Genomic DNA, 18,425 nt, shown 5'->3' on the forward strand with positions numbered 1-18,425 from the left:
AGTAAGGACTTTCCACTCTTTCACAAAAAATAAAATCAGTTTTTTAACTCATCTATCTTATCAGGATTCAGGGTACCGTACTTATCCTTTAATTTTAGAATGATAGCTAAGGCTATGGCTACCTCAGCCGCCGCAATGACCATAATGAATAATGAGAACAGTTGTCCCTCGGCAACTGAATTTCCACTTCTTGAAAAAGCCACAAAATTGATATTAACCGCATTCAGCATCAACTCCACACCCATCAGCATCATGATAAGGTTCTTTTTAGTAATAGCTACCGCAAACCCTATGGCGAACAAAACAGCTGAAAGAATAAGAAATAGGGTCGTTGGAATCATTTCTTCGCAATATAAGAAGCACCAATTAATACCAATAAAAGCAAGACTCCGACAATCTCAAGAATGAGCACTTGCGTAGTCATCAGATTCATTCCTAAGTCATTTACCTGCGTTAGACTTGGGGCTGCTAGATTACCAAAATCGCCTACTTGAAGACTAAAAAAGATCAAACCCGCAGCTATAATCACAGCAAAAAACAAGGAAACCAGGTTATTGACATTCACTACTCTGAGGGCATCCTCTTTTTTCTCGCCTTTGGCAGATAACATGATCCCAAACATGATCAGAATCAAAATGCCGCCGACATACACCATCACTTGAGAGATAGCCACAAACTCAGCACCACTCAATAGAAACAAACCACCTACAGACATCAGTGAGGTCAATAAGCCGTACGCTCCGTATAGAATATTTTTTGTAAAAAAGAGGTATAGAGCTCCTCCGATAGCACCTAAACCAAAGACTACCGCTGCTGACCATTGAAGCCAAGTCCAATCCATCTGACTCATCAAATCCTCCATTAGTCTTTCTTTGGTTTCATTTTGGGTTTGAAAGCAGGCTTTGGCTTGTCAGACGCGGCCTCTCCTTCGCTTTTCGGTTTCATCTTTGGCTTAAAAGCTGGTTTCGAAGAAGGTGCTGCAGATGCATTTGTCTCTGAAACGCCATCCTCGGATTTGGGCTTCATCTTTGGCTTGAACGCCGGCTTTGCAGGAGGTGCAGCAGATGCCTTTGTCTCCGAACCACCATCCTCAGCTTTGGGCTTCATCTTTGGCTTGAAAGCTGGCTTTGCAGGAGGTGCAGCAGATGCCTTTGTCTCTGAAACGCCATCCTCGGATTTGGGCTTCATCTTTGGCTTGAACGCCGGCTTTGCAGGAGGTGCAGCAGATGCCTTTGTCTCCGAACCACCATCCTCAGCTTTGGGCTTCATCTTTGGCTTGAAAGCTGGCTTTGCAGGAGGTGCAGCAGATGCCTTTGTCTCCGAACCACCATCCTCAGCTTTGGGCTTCATCTTTGGCTTGAAAGCCAGTTTTGCCGATGGTGCAGCAGATGCCTTTGTCTCCGAACCACCATCCTCAGCTTTAGGCTTCATCTTTGGCTTAAAAGCTGGCTTTGCAGATGGTGCAGCAGATGCATTTGTGTTCGAATCGCCATCCTCAGCTTTAGGCTTAGCCTTCGGTGTAAAAATTGGTTTGGGTTTTGCGACAGCATCCTCTGAACGCTTACTCTCTGGTTTTGCCTTAGGCCTAAAAACTGGTTTTGGTTTATCAGAACCACCATCAGATGACTTAGCTTTTGGCGTAAATACTGCTTTTGGCCTCGCAGGAGTTTCCTTAGCACCTGAAGTGGTTGGTTTTGCCTTGGGCTTAAAAACAGGTTTCGGCTTATCGCCAGACGTCGCTTTACTCTTAGGGGTAAAGGACGGTTTTTTAGGAGCAAAAGAAGGCTTCTGTCTCGCAGGGGCTTCCGTAGCCGACTGGGCAGCTTTGGCTTTCTTCAATTCTTCTTTTTCGGCCATGTACTGGTCGTACAATTCCCTTTTCTCCTGTGCCTCAGCTTCAGTGAGATTGGCAAAAGCAAAATTCAATTGAGTAATGTCAATAACAGAATAGTCGTATTCACTATTCATGGTCAGACATTCGGTGGGACAAACCGTGGTGCAGAGTCCGCAAAAACAGCATTTTGCCATGTCAATATCAAACTTGGCAGCATGCAGACGCACCGGAGAACCGTCAGAGGTCTCCCTTATTATTTCGGGCGATTTAATCGCCTCAATATCAATACAATTTACCGGACAAATCTTCGCACATTTGTCGCAAACGATGCAATCATCGATTTCACAATCCAGCTGATACCTACCATTGTCAGGAACGTTTATGGTTTGATGAGGATACTGTATTGTGACATGACCTTTATCCAGTTCAAAGAAGTCAGAGTCCTGAATTTCTTTTTCGGCTCTTGAAAATCTGGCATCAGCAAGGTGCTTTAGTGTGATACTCAAGCCCTTTGCTGTGGTTTTGATTCCCCTTTTTATATCGCCGAAATAGCTCATATCACAAAGATATTCAAAGATAGCAGATTTCACATTAATCTACCAAATTGGTAGACTAAGTTCTTTAACCCAAATAATAAGATTATCAAGGCTTGAGATGGATCGTTTTGACCTCTTAACAAAACATACTTTTAGCCATTATCACAATGGGCATGACCATAAGTACCTTATCTTTGCCTCATTAAAGGATAAATACCTTTCACCGATGCAAAAAGAACTGAATTTAGTACTCCCACCAGAGATTGCTTTGGATGAGCAAAAACTTGAACAATATCTCCAAAAAAAGTTTGGAGAAAACCTTCATTATCAGCTGCAGAAACAGTCCATTGACGCCAGAAAAAAGAAGGTTAAAGTCAATCTGCGACTTCAAATCTCTGATCAACCCATAAATAGCGACCTTTCATTCAAGAAAGAATACCCTATTGTTTCAGATAAGCCCGTTGGAATTATTGTAGGTGCAGGGCCTGCAGGGATGTTTGCAGCCTTAAGATTGTTAGAAAAAGGCATCAAGCCAATTGTGCTGGAACGTGGGAAAGACGTCAAAGCCAGAAGACGTGATCTGGCGGCCATCAATAAAGAGCATGTAGTCAATGAAGACTCCAATTACTGTTTTGGAGAAGGCGGAGCAGGAACATATTCCGATGGTAAACTTTACACCCGATCAAAGAAACGAGGAGATGTAAGGCGAATAATGGAAATCCTGGTGGCTCATGGAGCCACTGAAAAAATCCTCTCGGATGCACATCCACATATAGGTACCAATAAACTACCCAAAGTGGTTGCTGAACTTCGAGAAAGTATTCTAAAAGCTGGTGGAGAGATACATTTTGACGCTAAAGTAACCGACCTGATTCTTGACAAAAATCAATTGAAAGGAGTTATCCTCGATGATGGAAGAAGCTTTGAAGGTCTGGGAGTTATATTGGCGACAGGCCACTCTGCCCGAGATATATTCTACCTACTTCATCGACATCAAATCAAACTTGAGGCTAAGCCATTTGCCATGGGGGTGCGTATTGAGCATCAACAACTGTTTGTAGATAGTTGCCAATATCATACTGATGACCGAGGCATATTGCCGGCGGCGGCTTATTCCTTAGTGGCTCAGACAAAATACAAGGGCGTACAGCGAGGAGTGTTTAGCTTCTGTATGTGCCCAGGAGGTTTTATAGTACCAGCCAGCACAGCCCCAGGTGAATTGGTGGTCAATGGTATGTCTCCCAGCAGAAGAGATAGCAAATACGCCAATAGCGGAGTGGTAGTAGCCATCAATGAAATAGATTGGGAGCCATTTAAAGAACATGGGCCTTTAGCAGCCCTCGAGCTTCAGAAGTGGGTAGAGAAAAGAGTTTGGGAGAAAGGTTTGGAGGGTTTACTAAACAAGACATCCGAAAATGGACAAGAAACTGAAAGCAAGATTATTGATAGTCAATGGGCACCGGCACAGCTCATCCCCGATTTTTTAAAAGGGAAAGTTTCTAAAAGCTTAAATGAAACCTCATATCAGCCGGGCTTAGTCTCTCTGGATATGAATGATGTCTTACCCGATTTTATGGCTGAGCCACTCAAAGAAGGTATCAGACAATTCGGTAAACGGATGAAGGGGTACGACGGTTACGGCGGGCAGCTCATCGGCTTGGAAAGTAGGACCTCATCACCTGTGAGAATACCTCGCGATAAAGAGAGCCTAGAACACCCTGAAACTAAAGGGCTTTTCCCTTGTGGAGAAGGGGCGGGTTTTGCAGGAGGTATCATTAGTGCTGCTGTAGATGGTGAAAGATGTGCTGAAGCTTTGGTAGCAATTTATGCCTAAAATAAGCACTTGACATTCCTCTCTTTACCTCCTAATTTTGGAAACACTCAATGTGAACAAGCTTGAATATAAATGCACTCGTCAACACCCTAGAAGATAAACTAAAACAGCCTTTGCCGGGGCATGATAACTTCTATACCAAAATAAGGGGTTCCAGTCTGAAGCAGGACATCCCCGATATCAATACGACCAAGAAAAGTGCAGTTCTGATTGCTTTTTACCCTCATGAAGGAGAAAGTTACCTTCCTTTTATTCTTAGGCCTCCCTATGATGGAACTCACGGCGGCCAGATGGCTTTCCCTGGTGGACGTATGGAAGAAGTAGACGAATCTTTTACTCGTACAGCACTTAGGGAGGCTGAAGAAGAAATAGGTCTCAAAGCACTGGATGTTAATATCTTAGGAGAGCTTACCGAAATCTACATTCCTCCTTCTAATTATTGGGTAAAACCTATTGTAGGAGTGCTGGACTACAAACCCGTTTTTTTCCCTGATGAACGAGAGGTAGACCGCGTATTGGAGGTTCCGTTGTCCAGACTTATGAACCCAAATGCACTCACCGAACGAAAGATCAGTGTGCGAGGTACCAGACTAAAAACGCATGGTTTTGAAGTAGAAGACCAGTGGATATGGGGAGCCACTGCCCTAATGATTGGAGAATTATTGGAAGTATTAAAATAAAAAAGAGGGAGATCTCTCCCCCTCTGCACTCAGTGCCGATTTAGCTGGCTTTTTCTATAGTAGTTCGTTTCATGGTTGACCTGAATAGTGGTTCGGCATCACGGAGTAAAGCTGTTTCCGGCAGTCGACGAGCAGATCTTCTGATCATCGATTTCTGCGGTTTTACTTTCTCAATCATGCCGTATTTCAAGGCCAGTTTTGTCAGGATAGCGATCGTTTTATCGATTTCCTCGTAAGTGTGTCTTTGATTTAGTATCATTCTTATACGACCTTCGGTTGGTTTCACAGCCGGGTACATAATGCTTACCGCAAATACCCCTTCGGCATATAAATCTTTCTCAAAGGCCAAAAGTTTGTCAATATCTGGTATATAAATTGGGATAATGGGCGAAGATGAATCACCAAGATCAAAACCGTGCTGCTTTAATCTCCTTCTCATATAGGCGTTTTTCTCATGCAAACCTTGAGCATGCCTCGGCTCTGTTTGTATAATTTTTAGAGCTGCTAAAATCGTTGCGGCAGAAACAGGTGGTAACGATGCCTGAAAAATGTAAGGACTTGACCTAAACATTAAGAAGGTACGATGAGCCGCACTCATGGCACAGAATCCGCCAATACTGGCACAGCTTTTAGAAAAAGTGCTCACATAAAAATCCACTTCATCCAGCACGCCTAGTTCGTCTGCCAGCCCTTTGCCATTTTCACCATAAAATCCGAAAGTATGGGCTTCATCCAGATATAAATAAAAACCAAATTCCTTCTTAAGCTCTACGATTTCCTTGAGCGGAGCCAAATCGCCAGACATAGAATAAGCACTCTCAATTACCAGGAAGATATTTTGATATTTTGCCTTTGCGGCAACTAGTTTCTTCCTTAAGTCATCCAAATTATTATGCTCAAAAAACAGCTTATTCTTGCCAGAAAGTTTTATTCCGTCTAGGATGGAAGCATGATTTTCTGAATCAGAAATGATAACGTCATTCTTCTGAACTATGGTACTGATCATTCCTAAATTAGCCGTGTAGCCTGTAGAAAAAAGTAAAACTTCCTTTTTACCCAGCATGGCCTTAAGTTCTTCTTCTATCTGGAAATGCAATTCAGATCGGCCGCCGCTCATGGCTGATGTGCCGCTTCCTGCACCATATTTTTCAAGAGCTTTTTTCCCGCTTTCAAGTAAACGGCGATCCCTGTTTAAGCCCAGATAGTGATTAGTACACCAGATAATCTTTTCTTCCTGATTTTTTTCTTGTGTGCCTACCAAACCGCTGGAGTCACTGGAGTTTTTTATATACTTATCAAAAGAGAACGAATTCGTGGATTCCATCTCTTCTCTTTTTTGTTCAAAAGCCTTGCTGAAGTTCTGTAGATCGTAGTGTTGCTTTTTTAATTCTTCTATAAAGGTGTACCCGATTCCGAATTTCATGGTTATTGTTTTTGAGTTAGTGTTCAGACATTTTTTTAAAAGTGTAGTGCGAATCAGCCTTACGTATATGCATCTACAAATAGTTTGCCGTACTGTGCCCGAACACTCAGCCACAAGAGACAGAATACATTGATTTATAGATCCTTACTACCGCTTAATCAATTATCTATCGCTTTACCTCCGTTAAATCATTTTCATCATCTTAGAAAAGTTAAAATTTCATTGATACTTACAATTACCTATTTCATACTTTCTTTATTACTTTTTGTTGCACCAATAAGGACTTAAAGCCCTCATGGCGAAATCTCTTTTTGAGTTCAAAATCTTCTCAAAAGTCAAAATCGACCTTTTTTTGTGAAAAAAAATTGACAAAATTATTAAACGGTACTATCAAGAATTTGGCACAGGGTTTCACTTGAGGAATCGACGGCAAATAATAAGTAGTGAATTCTATTATCTTTGAGTATCAGGATGAAAACAGAAGAGAAAAACATAAGGCTTTCTATCGTAGATGATCATGAAATCTTTCTGCGTGGAATCGAAGGTATTCTAAGAAATGAATTTCTGATACAACAGACCTTTACCTCAGGCAATTCACTGTTGGAGGGCTTGCCATTACAGGATACTGATGTTTTACTGTTGGATTTACAACTCCCTGATATTGAGCCGGAAGTATTGCTTCGCAAAATCAGAAAACTACAGCCTGATTTGAAGATTTTATACCTAACGCTGGTCAGGGGGAACAGACATTATAATAAACTTAAGCCACTGGGTTTGCAAGGCTATATATTAAAAGACAGTCCTGTAGAAATGCTCAAAGAAGCCATTTTAACTGTGGCTAGTGGAGAAGAGTATTTCGGTGATCGATATCAAACAAGTCAGCAAAACACGGTAACCACTCCTGAAAATAAGATCAAGAATTTGCTGAGTAAACGAGAACTTGAGGTACTGAAATTAGTAGCCCAGGAGTACTCCAGTGCCCAAATTGCGGAGCAACTTTTCCTTAGTGTTTCTACTGTAGACAGTCATCGCAAAAACATCATGATCAAACTGGGCGTTGATAATATCGTAGGCTTAATCAAGGTGGCGGTGCAGAATGGGTTGATTTAATCTAATACCTCCAAGACAGCTCCTGCATCCGACTCAAAAACAGAACCCGGCTCACTTAAAAAACGATTTGTCCGTGCATGAGTCTCTACCGGAATATTAACCGTTTGACCGTTTTGAAGAGTAACTATGCTACACGGGTCTGGCAGTCGGCCATTGTCCCAGTTTTCAGGGGTATGCCAGTCTGAAGAAACAGCACCAATAAAATTCATAGGCCTGTAGTTTGTACAAGGCTTTGTGACAACCGGAATAATGATATCATGACTTATAGAAAGCGGTGAATGGCTAACCGTCAACTTTAATGATTTTAATAATGGTGCTGAGACACCCCGGGGCTTAAAGGAATCGTCAGAAGGGCTATAGGTTCCAACACTTGAAGGGAATGTACCCACATAAGAGGGATCATACCAAGAAGTAGCCACAGAAAACGCTGGTTTAGCCGCGGCATGAATGATATCCATTTCTTTTATTCCTTGAGACATTCTACCAATCTGTGGTTTAATAATGATGCCCTTGTTTGTAAACCCAGAAGTGAAAGCTGTTAAAGAGTCATTTTGATCGTAGTATACACCATCGTTGACGAAATCATTAAAAATGTTCGGCATCGTACCCGATAACTGCTTGATGTATCCTTCGTTTACCTGATCTGGTGGGTTTACCATTGGACTCGGCATAAGCTTTAGACTACCCTCTAACTCCAACATTCCTGTACGACTGTTATTAAATAAGTCTTGAAAACCAGAGGGATTAAATTCGATAGCAACAGGGCACTTTATATCGGCATAGCCATTGTTAGTGAAAGCACTACCTGATTGTACAATACCAATTCCAGTATTTGTGATATCCAAAGTACTTTCATTCAAAATATCAGAACGGGTGTAAATTCCAATAACAGCAGCGTGTGAAATATTAATCTGACCACTCCCTATATTCAAAAGCGGACTATTGGGTGAGTCAAAAAATATTCCGGCAGAATCAATGTCAGTGATTTGAATAGTTCCATAGTTTATCAAAGAATCGCTGTGGTAGGTTTTAAAAATTCCGTGTTTGCCTGCTTCTCTGATTTCTACTATACCTTCGTTTATAAATCGTTTTATACCACTTATTGCATTGTTTCCTGAGTTAATTATTTGAACTCCTCCCCCAATTACATTTATCAATTTACTGCCACTTATACCGTGGTTTAAACTATTCTTGACACGTATTACGCCAGAATTTAGGTTATCTCCGGAACTAAGTCCCAAGCCCGTACCGGGAGTGTGGTCAATCTCAATTCTTCCATTATTCTGAAGACCTTCAGTAGCCACAATTAAACCGTTAGTTCCTGAAGAGTCAATTTCAATCTCACCGGAATTTACCATAAACCCAGACAACCTAAAGCCCTCATCTACAGTATTATTAATGAATATCTGCCCAGAATTACGACTGGTATCAATGACATCTTGCATATAAATACCCTGCATTCCGGTACCATTTATTTCAATAATCCCCTCATTATTCAATGGTGATTTTAAGCTCAAGCCAGGAGTATTCGATGTTACGTTAAGGACCTTTATATGACCATTGGTACCATTATGGATATGTGCTGCGTTTTGATGATCAGAATAACTAACCGTTAAAGGATCATATAAGGATTGATGTGATGAAGATATTTCTAAAATTCCATCATTAAAGAAAGGACTGGTTACTTTCCTCCGTTCGAGTGATTTCCCAAAAGTGCCATTAGAAACCTGAACTACGCCTCGATTTTCGAACCCTCCTATATTAATTCCGGTATTACAGGAATCAACGATTATCATATCCTCAGGGCCATTCTGAAGGAAATCTGAAACATATATACCGGTTGCACATTTTACTGCACTAGCCGAACCATTATTGATCAGGGAATCCGAATACAATCCATATTGATTGGATTGACGAACACTAATCAATCCCTCATTATCAATTTTCTCTGTCACATAAATCGCAGACATCCACGGTTGATTAACGTAAATTTCACCGTTTCCGAAATTTTGTAGAATAGAGGAACTACCATCTCCGAAAATTCCAGCATTCTGAGATTGATTTACAGTTATTATACCAGAATTTTTGAGGGTATCGTCAATAACTATTGACTCCAGAGCAGAATTATTAATGATGAGCTCGCCATGATTCTCCCAAGGGCTTCTAATTATAATTGGGTTACCCTGAACATTATTTAACCTTATTCTGCCGTTATTCTGCAGATTAGCCATGAATCTATAAATACCTTCGGCGTCATTTGAGGTGTTTATTTCAGAAACACCTGAAACCCAAATTTCACCATAATTAGTCGTTGTGCTAAGATTGAAAAGGTCTAAACCAACTTTTTTGCAATTAATTTTAATTTCACCACTGGCATAATTATTTAAGGTACCATTATTATCTAATCCACCATTGGTATCCGTAATTTCAATATATCCGTAATTATCAAGAACACAGTTAGATGTTGAAATGAAAAGACCAAAAGTGCCTTTATTTCTTATATAGACCTCAGCTCCAAGGAAGTTTAGAAATTGAGCACCATTGAATAGATTTATACCTTCGTCATTTGAAGTTGGTGAGGTAGGAGTCCTCTGTATATCGAATGTTCCAAAATTAATAACTATTGAGCCGAAAGAAACATAGACTGAAATACCTTCGGAGTCCAGCATAGAGACTTCTCCGTAATTATAAAGTTTAGAACTATCGGTGATTGTAAAACCTATGACACCGTTATTTGAAAGGTTTAAAGACCCATTAGATTTAATGTTCAGAATGGCATCATCTATTCTAACGGAGGAGTAAACAGGTGTACTAAAATCAAGTAAAACAGAATCAGAATTAATTACGACATCATCTCCAGCTACTGGGAGTGAATTACTGTCCCAATTGTTGGCATCTGACCAGTTTAAACTTCCTGCTCCACCATCCCAGGTGATTGTTGAACAATGACCTTGAAGGTTATGTAGGAATATTAGAACCAGGAACACTAACTTTTTCATAAGTCTATTTTAGATTCTCAAGAACGGCACCTGCTTCGGCCTCGTAAACAGAACCGGTCTCGCTCAAAAAACGATAGGTTCTTGCGTAAGTGCCACCAGGTATTCTGACTGACATGCCTGATGGTATAGTAACTGTACTACAGGGATCGGGCAAACGTCCATTATCCCAGTTTTCGGGCGTATGCCAGTCGTCCGAATTACTTCCCGTAAAACTCATAGTGTAATATTGAGAACAGGTTTTCTTGATTACCGGAATGGTAATTTCGTGAATAAGAGACATGGGAGAATAACTAACAGTCAGTTTAAGACCAGACAAAGAACTAGCATTTACTCCTCTGGGTTTGAAAGACTGATCTGATGGGCTATATGTTCCAACACTTGACGGAAAACCTCCCGTATCTAATGGATCAAACCAGGAGGTGCCCACTGTAAATGCGGGCTTAGCTGCCGCATGAATAATATCCATCTCTTTGATATCTTTTGATATTACACCGACCTGTGGTTTGACAATTATTCCTGAATTTGTAAAACCAGTAGTATTAGCCGTCAATTTATCTCCCCTATCAACAAAAACACCGTTATTTAAAAACGACTTAAAAGTATTTTCTCCCGTATTTTCACCCTGATCTATCAGGCCATCATTGAGATTCTTCTCACTATTTGTAGAAGGATTCAGATCTTCAATAAAAGTAAAACCGGAAGCTAATTTTACGGTACCGGCTCTGGCGTTGTAAAATCTTGTAGACAGATCAGACCTTTCAAAAATTATAGACTCTAAGCCATCAATTTCCATTTCACCGGAGTTGACGATATCTACATCCTTAACTCCAATACCTGTATTATTGGTATTCTCAATTAAAAGTTCACCCGAATTAATCAACTCCAAATTACTCAAAGAACTTCGTCTGGACGTATTTGAAGAGGACATCCTATTTAAAAGCTCTATGTTCACACCATAAGAAAAAGCGTTGTTTATGTGGGTTTGACCATGATTTATAAATGAAACTTCAGAATTTATTCCTGTATGACCGACAGTATCAATCTCAATTACACCAGTGGTATCATTCAGGAAGGCGAAATTTGAGAATTCCAAAAGCATACCTCTCAAATTGGCCACGCCTAGTTCTATAGTGCCCTTGTTAATTAAATCTGCGGGAAAGTCTAAAATGTGCATGGCATTACCGGAAACGTTCCTTACAGAAATATCCCCTTCATTAAGAAACCCACCCCCTTCAATCAGAATAGCGTCATTAGAAGAATACCTAATACTTAAGTTACCACCGTTATTATGAAAAAATGTAGGAGTAGACATGGCATTTAGTTGTAATGCACTCTGAGAGGTATTAGAAATATTCAGGGAGCCAGAATTTATAAGGGTATCGGAGGTATAAACTCCTTCTTGATCGGTATTGCTGATATTTATGGTTCCTAAATTGGTTATCTTTTTAGACGCAGTAATACCCTGGTCAGAAGTATTTTTGACATTAAGAATGAGTGTGTTAAACATTAATCCATTTGTAACCAACCCATTACCCAAGGTGGTATCAATGGTGATAGCCGCCTGATTTGACAAGGTTCCATCTACCACCATGCCGTCGTCATGAGTATTTATGACTGAAACATCTCCTGTATTTGTAAAATCTCTTTGGCAATAGATCCCTTTTCCGATTGTCTCATTGACGGTAATTTGGGAAAGATTAAGGATTCCTGATTCACTTCCGTGATTAAAAATACCATTACTTAAAACATTATTTATTTCTATAATACCTGTGTTGGTCAGAAAGCTATTATCCTGTATAATACCAGAACCATAAGCATTGTTTATGAGCAGGTTACCATTGTTAGTCATAGGATTATGCATTTGGATTCCACTCGAACCGGTATTTTCGATCACGAGTGTTCCGCTATTGATAAAAGAATTAAAAGAAATGCCATAAAACCCAATTCCATCTACATTCTTAATCTCTAGCAGACTACTATTTTGAAAACTACCATCTACCATTACAAACCCGGCTGGATTCAGAGTACCAGTACCACTAAGTGAATCTATTCTAAATGTTCCCTCGTTATAAAAAATTGCATCTAACCCCATAAAAACACCAGAGCCCTTACCATTTACAGTCACCTCTCCACCGGTTTTATTATTAAAGTCTGAATCGATTAATCTGACGCCTCCACAGTTTTCCTGAAGTGAAACTGACCCCCAGTTATCCCAGGTACAGGATAGCCTCAAGGAAATAGCATCTGCGGGTGCTTTTTTTACACTAACATTAGAGCCAGCTCCATTATAAAAGTAGCAGTTCGAGAAGAGATAAATCCCTTCTATGGCGTTATCACAAGGCTGAGCTGCATATTCAATGAAAATATCTTTCCCGTTAATAATGGTGGCACTGGTACCATATACCGCATGACCAACTGGATTAATAATTCGAATAGTTCCAGAATTATACAGTGTGGCGGCTCCCAGAGCTAAACCAATATCAGAACTACCAGTAATATTTAACGTTAATCCAAAAAGCACATTAAGCTCCCGGCCAGAATTAATTTCCAAAGACTTTATACTAGCACTAATATTCAAAACCACTGAGTCAGAAGAAATTATCACATCATCACCAACAGCGGGTAGCGTATTCGTATCCCAATTAGCCGGATCTCCCCAATTATGCGTACCAGCACCGCCATCCCAGGTGATGGTGGCTGAAAAACAATTGAATGAGATTAGAACAAAAGCCAGTAAAAAAAACCTTTTCATACTCTACTCCTCGCTATCTTTTACTCCACTATAAGTCAACACACTGCCACTTGTGTAGCTCAAAATAAGGTCGATATTATCTCCTGAAAATTCTGCATTTTGAAATTTATAACTCCCTTTGATCAAACCATTCTCTTTTGTCAAGACAAATGGCTCCATAACTTCAGGATCACTGTATCTTAAGACTTCTGTTTCGGTAGTGACGATATACACTAATTTCACCTCCGTATCGGTGATTCTGGTTACCACTACACGAGCAGAGATCGTCTCACTATCATCGTTGACATATGGAAGAGAAAGAAAAGCAGTGCCATCAGTAACACTATTTAAAGTGTAATCTCCGGCCACCTGATCTGACAGAGGTAATTCAGGCACCTCTTTTTCACAACTGTATAAAAAGCCCGCAGTTAGTAGCAGAAAGGCTAACTTTATTGTTTTCATAGTTTTTCACTCGTTTAATACGAAGATCAAGTTCGTGAAAAGGGGCTCTATCTGACCACAAGAAAAAATACCTGGTACCTAAAAGGAGACACTTGGGACAGTTTTCCATTTTATGGCTTCACTCCTGCTCAAAAACAGCGTAGAATTCCATTTTTTTGGAACGACTCACAGGTAATTTTTCACCGTTTAGAAGCTCTACTTCAGCATTTCTGCCTTTTTGGATACTGCTCACCTTCGCCAGATTTAGCAGATACTGGTGATGTATTCTAAAGAAAGCGGTACCCAGTTCGTCTTCCAGACTTTTTAGAAGTTTATTCACCTTGACGATATCTCCTGAGGTCAAATGAATTGCAGCATTGGCTCCTAGAGAACTTACATATAAAATTTCCTGAGGGTCTATTCGCTGAATACCGTCTTTGGCATGAAAGGTCAAGTAGGACGACCTCGCCTCCGGCCAGCGTTTCTGGATGAGTTTCTCCAAGAGGTTTCGTAGTTCATCTGTACTTACTGGTTTCATCAAATAACCAGCCGCCTGATGTTTAAAAGCTTTCAGTGCATACTCGTCATGGGCCGTAGTAAAAATCACCTCTATTCCCGAGAGGTCGACTTCCTGGAAGAGTTCAAAGCCTCCTTTCGTTGGCATTTTGACGTCCAGAAAAAGGAAATCAGGCTGATGTTTTTGCAAGACTTCACGGGCTACGTTTACCGATGTTGCAGTAGCCAGAACCTCAATCGGTAGCTCGGTCCAGCCTAACTGTGCCTGCAGCGTCCTTATGGCATGAGGCTCATCGTCAACGATAATGGCTGTGAAGTTTTTCATTACTTAAAGCTACTCTATTTGTGCATCAATTTGATTGCAATCTATGTTCATGTCCCACCTTATTGATCAAATTTCGGTATCTCAAAACGCACCTCCACTCCGTTTCCTTCTGCCCGATTGCCGACTTTGAAATGTATTCTCTTTTTGTACAATTGCGATAGCAACTCTATCTTTTCATGGATATTTTTAAGTCCATATCCCTTTGTTTTAGCTTGCTCAGGTAGGCCATGACCATTATCAATGATGATAATTTCTAATGCGTCACTAATGTTTGATTTGGCCTCCAGAGTAATCTTTCCGGGGTAATCCAAGTGAAGCATTCCGTGCCAAACGGCATTCTCTAAGACCGGCTGCAGCATCATTCCCGGTATATCAAAATCTAGTAAAGACAGGTCTCGCGGTCTTATGATCTCATAGGTAAACCGTGTATCAAAACGTAATGCCTCCAGTTTCAGATAGTCTTCAGAATATTGCAATTCCTGCTCAAGCGTATTGAAGGCCTGATCTGAATTCCTGAGAGTATTTCGCATCATTCGGGCATAAAGAGCCAGATATTCAGAGGCTTGCTGCGGCTCTTTTGAAATGATAAAATCATTGATAGAGTTTAGCGAATTAAACAAATAATGCGGGTTCATTTGCAGCTGCAAAGACTTCAACTGTGCTTGCATCAATCGTGTTTTATTCCGTTCGTTTTCATTGAGTAGCCTTTGCCCTGCAAGCTTATCTTCACTTTGCTTTAGCTTTTCATTGAGAAGGTCATTGACTTGTTTTTCCAGACGTTCCTTTTCTTGCAATTGAAGAATAGTATGCTCATTCAATTTTTGCACATTTCGCTCGGTACGCGAGTTTTTATAAGCGATAGCCAAAAGAAAAATCAAGGACTCCAGCACGTAGCCCATTTCTACATAATTAAAATCCATCACACCTGATGAGGGAATAAAATAAAAGCTACGCGGCTTGGGTCTGTCATAAACGTAAACTCCGAAAATCTCAATAAAAGTACCTGCCGTGATCAGGACAGAGCCCAGAATAATAAACCATTTGGTCTGGTCTTTAATTTTGAGAATGATGCGAACCGCCATATAGGTAGAAACCGCTAGCGGTAAAAAGTACAGCAGATAAAAATACTGGTCAAAAAACTGTTTTGCAGTAGAGCTCAGCAGGAAAAAGGCATTGAGCATCACCACAGACATGGTGAGTACATTGAAAATATTTTTTGCGGTATTGAGGGTTTTATCTTTTTGTCTTGCTTCCAAAAAATCCATCCCAAACTCTGCGTATAGTACATAAATGAGTCCTTGAGGTATAAGATTCAGACAGGTGTAGACCCACGGATCACCACGTGTAAGCCAATGAACATTGAAAAAGTTATCAGCGAAAAAAAGTAGAAATATAATGATACTGCCTACATACCAGGCATAGGTTCTGAAGCTCCCTTTTTTGAGCATAAAGAACTGAAAAACGGCGTATACCAGAATCACGCAAAGGATGGCAAAGACAGCATAATGGATATTGCGGGCCCTCTCGTTTTGGGTCATCATCAGAGGAGTAATCTCTTCGGTGCTATCGCCCAAAAACAATATGGGTTTAACAAAAAACACTTCATCATTTCTGTTTTTCAAGCGAATAATGAATCGATTATCTCCTTCTTCAATATGCACAGGCAAAAGAAACCGATTTTCTCTTTTTTGAAGGAGTGAGTCATGTTGGTAGGTACCACCAAAAAGCAGATTATTGACAGAAATGTAATGAGCATCACTTACAAAAAGTAAAGCCTTCTCTACCTTCTCAGAATTATAAACCAACTCAAAAGAAAGACTATCTCTGTATTTTTGATCAGGAAGCTGATCTGAACTGAATAAATCGGGGTATTGCTCTGAAAGACAATGCTCACAAACTTCAAGGGCAGGCACTTGTGCCTGTAACCGGCAAGCCGTTAAAAACAGCAGAACCAATACGCCTGTGAGTGTTTTCATGGTATTCAAAGAACGTGAATTTAAGGCTTTTGAACTATTCCACTATCCATAACCTGTACCCGAAAACAGATAGGCGGTCAAGGAAAATCAACGCTAAATAGCCCAAGTCATCATCCTTCTCTCTAATTTAGGAATTGCGATAGCACCTAAACCCATGAAAAAAGTCCTTTTTCTCTTAACTGGCTTCTTAATCTCCGGCACTTTGGCGGCTCAGCAGAGCCCGGTGGAAGAGCTCGATTCGCTCTATTATGTGGCCAGAAATTATGATGATGCAAAAAAAGACTCACTACGTATAGTTGGTAAGGAATTAAGACGACTAGGAGACAAATTTAAACTACCTCAAGGTGAACTATATGCTTTGCGTTTTGAAGGATGGGCAGACGAATATGACGGCAATTACGATCTGGCGATTGCCAAATATCTGGAACTCCGGGAAAAGGCATTGCTCGCCAAAGATGACTTTTCATCGTTTATGGCTCTAAATGATATGTCTGGGGTTTACATTCATACCCAGAGATATGAAAAGGCCCAAGAGGTGATTATGGAGGGGATTCAAACTGAAGGCCTTCGAAAAAATCACCCAAGAAGACTCTCTACTTTTTATAATAATCTGGGTATTACCTACAAAAAGATGGGCAATCGTGACAGTGCGGCCTATGCCTATCAGCAGTCACTGGAGATCAAAAAGGAGCTCAACGACAAGCGAGGTATGGCAGATCTTAGAATAAACCTTACCTCCTTACTGGTAGCAAAGGGACGTTTTGAAGAGGCCGAAAAATACACTTTACAAAACCTGGACTACTTAAAGGACAAAGACTTAAAAGCTGACCTCTGGATAAACCTAAATAATATGGGAGGCATCAAGATCGGTCAAAAAAGGTATGCCGAAGCTCTGGATTATTTGAATCGAAGCCTTGTATTGGCCGAAGAACTGGGATCATCAGAACGCGAAATGGAAACGCGAAAGCACTTGGCCATACTTTACGAAGAAACAGGCAGGCCAGCACAGGCCCTTGAGAATTTTAAAAAGGCCGATGCCCTTCAGGAGGAAATTGTAAACCTGGAAACAAATGCCCGAATCAGCGAACTTCAAGAGCAGTTTGAGGCTAAAGAACGTGAAGCAGAAAATGCCCTGCTTAGTACTCAACTTAGCAGCGAATTGCAAAACCGCCGCTTTCTTTTGGTAGGCTTGGCTTTGGCTTTGATCAGTGTAGCGGCCATTGCCTTTGCACTGCAAAAAAACCGCAAAAAGAATAAGCAATTGGCCCATCAAAATCGCCTCATTGCAGAGCAAAAAGATAAACTCACTGAGCTTAACACTGAGAAAAACAATCTAATCAGTATTGTTTCGCATGACCTCAGAACACCATTCAATAGTATTCTGCTTTGGAATTCCACATTGCGGGAGAACCTCAGTACTTCAGCATTTAAGGTGGCAGAAAGCAGTGAGATGATTGAGAAAATGGCTCAGTATGGGCAGGATATGATAAATCAGATTCTGGATATAGAACAGCTGGAAATCAATAACCATCAAATAGACGTGCAGTCTGTGCCTATTGCTCCATTATTAACTGATCTTATCAATGACTTTGCTCCTGCTGCCAAGGGCAAAAACATCCAAATAGTCGCTCAAAATCAGCTTCCGATTGGAACAGAATTCCAAACTGACCCTACATTGCTTCGTAGGGCTTTAGAGAATCTTATTTCTAATGCTTTGAAATATTCTAATAGCCATAGCAAAGTTTGGGTGAGTGCTTCTCAAAGTAGAAATAAAATGCGTTTTGAGGTCAAAGATGTGGGCCCGGGAATCTCAAAAGATGAACAAAAACAATTGTTCAAAAAATACGGCAAAACCTCCGCCACTCCCACAGCTGGTGAAGCTAGTACGGGCTTAGGACTTAGCATTGTAAAACGTATCATGGATGAGCTCGGCGGCCGTGTCAGTGTAGAAAGTATACCAGGAAAAGGCAGCACTTTTAGACTGGAGTTTACTCTTGGGTAAGTAGCAATAAAATAATTA

13 protein-coding genes are annotated in these 18,425 nt (G+C 40.6%); 4 read left to right on the plus strand and 9 right to left on the minus strand.

Annotated elements, in window-relative coordinates; all coding sequences use genetic code 11:
* Positions 1 to 35 precede the first annotated feature (35 nt).
* Genes nuoK through ACUXV0_RS07055 form a run of 3 tightly spaced genes read right to left on the minus strand, consistent with a single transcriptional unit; the run spans position 36 to position 2,424 of the window.
* On the minus strand, positions 36 to 341 hold the full coding sequence (gene nuoK, locus ACUXV0_RS07045; protein ID WP_446192370.1) for an NADH-quinone oxidoreductase subunit NuoK: 306 nt from the start codon (positions 339 to 341) through the stop codon (positions 36 to 38).
* Positions 338 to 862, minus strand: a complete 525-nt coding sequence (locus ACUXV0_RS07050) for an NADH-quinone oxidoreductase subunit J family protein (protein WP_446192371.1) — start codon at positions 860 to 862, stop codon at positions 338 to 340. Before ACUXV0_RS07050 ends, nuoK begins: the two co-directional genes overlap by 4 nt.
* Complete coding sequence (locus ACUXV0_RS07055) at positions 862 to 2,424, minus strand: 4Fe-4S dicluster domain-containing protein (protein ID WP_446192372.1); 1,563 nt, start codon at positions 2,422 to 2,424, stop codon at positions 862 to 864. Before ACUXV0_RS07055 ends, ACUXV0_RS07050 begins: the two co-directional genes overlap by 1 nt.
* A gap of 172 nt (positions 2,425 to 2,596) precedes the next feature.
* Between ACUXV0_RS07055 and ACUXV0_RS07060 the strand changes: the two genes are divergently transcribed.
* Positions 2,597 to 4,204, plus strand: a complete 1,608-nt coding sequence (locus ACUXV0_RS07060; protein ID WP_446192373.1) for an NAD(P)/FAD-dependent oxidoreductase — start codon at positions 2,597 to 2,599, stop codon at positions 4,202 to 4,204.
* A gap of 62 nt (positions 4,205 to 4,266) precedes the next feature.
* Positions 4,267 to 4,884: an NUDIX hydrolase gene (locus ACUXV0_RS07065; RefSeq protein ID WP_446192374.1), complete on the plus strand. Its 618-nt coding sequence runs from the start codon at positions 4,267 to 4,269 to the stop codon at positions 4,882 to 4,884.
* Between the two features lie 40 nt (positions 4,885 to 4,924).
* Here ACUXV0_RS07065 and ACUXV0_RS07070 read toward each other — a convergent pair whose 3' ends face one another.
* Entirely contained in the window at positions 4,925 to 6,307 is a 1,383-nt protein-coding gene (locus ACUXV0_RS07070) for an aminotransferase class I/II-fold pyridoxal phosphate-dependent enzyme (protein WP_446192375.1), read from the minus strand.
* Between the two features lie 471 nt (positions 6,308 to 6,778).
* On the opposite strand from ACUXV0_RS07070, the gene ACUXV0_RS07075 reads away from it, so the two are divergent.
* Positions 6,779 to 7,417, plus strand: coding sequence for a LuxR C-terminal-related transcriptional regulator (locus ACUXV0_RS07075; RefSeq protein WP_446192376.1), 639 nt, complete (start codon positions 6,779 to 6,781; stop codon positions 7,415 to 7,417).
* Here ACUXV0_RS07075 and ACUXV0_RS07080 read toward each other — a convergent pair.
* The 5 genes from ACUXV0_RS07080 to ACUXV0_RS07100 form a co-directional block, all read right to left on the minus strand.
* Positions 7,414 to 10,416 (minus strand): hypothetical protein, encoded by a 3,003-nt coding sequence (locus tag ACUXV0_RS07080; protein ID WP_446192377.1) that lies wholly within the window; start codon positions 10,414 to 10,416, stop codon positions 7,414 to 7,416. The genes ACUXV0_RS07075 and ACUXV0_RS07080 overlap by 4 nt on opposite strands.
* A 4-nt stretch (positions 10,417 to 10,420) precedes the next feature.
* On the minus strand, positions 10,421 to 13,168 hold the full coding sequence (locus ACUXV0_RS07085) for a hypothetical protein (RefSeq protein WP_446192378.1): 2,748 nt from the start codon (positions 13,166 to 13,168) through the stop codon (positions 10,421 to 10,423).
* A gap of 3 nt (positions 13,169 to 13,171) precedes the next feature.
* Positions 13,172 to 13,609, minus strand: coding sequence for a hypothetical protein (locus ACUXV0_RS07090; protein ID WP_446192379.1), 438 nt, complete (start codon positions 13,607 to 13,609; stop codon positions 13,172 to 13,174).
* A gap of 118 nt (positions 13,610 to 13,727) precedes the next feature.
* Positions 13,728 to 14,429 (minus strand): LytR/AlgR family response regulator transcription factor, encoded by a 702-nt coding sequence (locus tag ACUXV0_RS07095; protein WP_446192380.1) that lies wholly within the window; start codon positions 14,427 to 14,429, stop codon positions 13,728 to 13,730.
* A 59-nt stretch (positions 14,430 to 14,488) separates the two neighbouring features.
* The gene (locus ACUXV0_RS07100; protein WP_446192381.1) at positions 14,489 to 16,405 is read right to left on the minus strand and encodes a sensor histidine kinase; all 1,917 of its coding nucleotides are present in this window, start codon (positions 16,403 to 16,405) and stop codon (positions 14,489 to 14,491) included.
* A 154-nt stretch (positions 16,406 to 16,559) separates the two neighbouring features.
* Between ACUXV0_RS07100 and ACUXV0_RS07105 the strand changes: the two genes are divergently transcribed.
* Positions 16,560 to 18,407, plus strand: coding sequence for an ATP-binding protein (locus ACUXV0_RS07105; RefSeq protein ID WP_446192382.1), 1,848 nt, complete (start codon positions 16,560 to 16,562; stop codon positions 18,405 to 18,407).
* The last annotated feature ends 18 nt before the right edge of the window (positions 18,408 to 18,425 follow it).

Source organism: Jiulongibacter sp. NS-SX5, assembly GCF_052828545.1.

Excerpts from the sequence above, each read along its gene's own strand:
- nuoK (WP_446192370.1), bottom strand. The coding sequence starts at position 341 with ATGATTCCAACGACCCTATTTCTTATTCTTTCAGCTGTTTTGTTCGCC.
- ACUXV0_RS07050 (WP_446192371.1), bottom strand. The coding sequence starts at position 862 with ATGGAGGATTTGATGAGTCAGATGGATTGGACTTGGCTTCAATGGTCA.
- ACUXV0_RS07060 (WP_446192373.1), top strand. The coding sequence starts at position 2,597 with ATGCAAAAAGAACTGAATTTAGTACTCCCACCAGAGATTGCTTTGGAT.
- ACUXV0_RS07070 (WP_446192375.1), bottom strand. The coding sequence starts at position 6,307 with ATGAAATTCGGAATCGGGTACACCTTTATAGAAGAATTAAAAAAGCAA.
- ACUXV0_RS07075 (WP_446192376.1), top strand. The coding sequence starts at position 6,779 with ATGAAAACAGAAGAGAAAAACATAAGGCTTTCTATCGTAGATGATCAT.
- ACUXV0_RS07080 (WP_446192377.1), bottom strand. The coding sequence starts at position 10,416 with ATGAAAAAGTTAGTGTTCCTGGTTCTAATATTCCTACATAACCTTCAA.
- ACUXV0_RS07085 (WP_446192378.1), bottom strand. The coding sequence starts at position 13,168 with ATGAAAAGGTTTTTTTTACTGGCTTTTGTTCTAATCTCATTCAATTGT.
- ACUXV0_RS07090 (WP_446192379.1), bottom strand. The coding sequence starts at position 13,609 with ATGAAAACAATAAAGTTAGCCTTTCTGCTACTAACTGCGGGCTTTTTA.
- ACUXV0_RS07095 (WP_446192380.1), bottom strand. The coding sequence starts at position 14,429 with ATGAAAAACTTCACAGCCATTATCGTTGACGATGAGCCTCATGCCATA.
- ACUXV0_RS07100 (WP_446192381.1), bottom strand. The coding sequence starts at position 16,405 with ATGAAAACACTCACAGGCGTATTGGTTCTGCTGTTTTTAACGGCTTGC.
- ACUXV0_RS07105 (WP_446192382.1), top strand. The coding sequence starts at position 16,560 with ATGAAAAAAGTCCTTTTTCTCTTAACTGGCTTCTTAATCTCCGGCACT.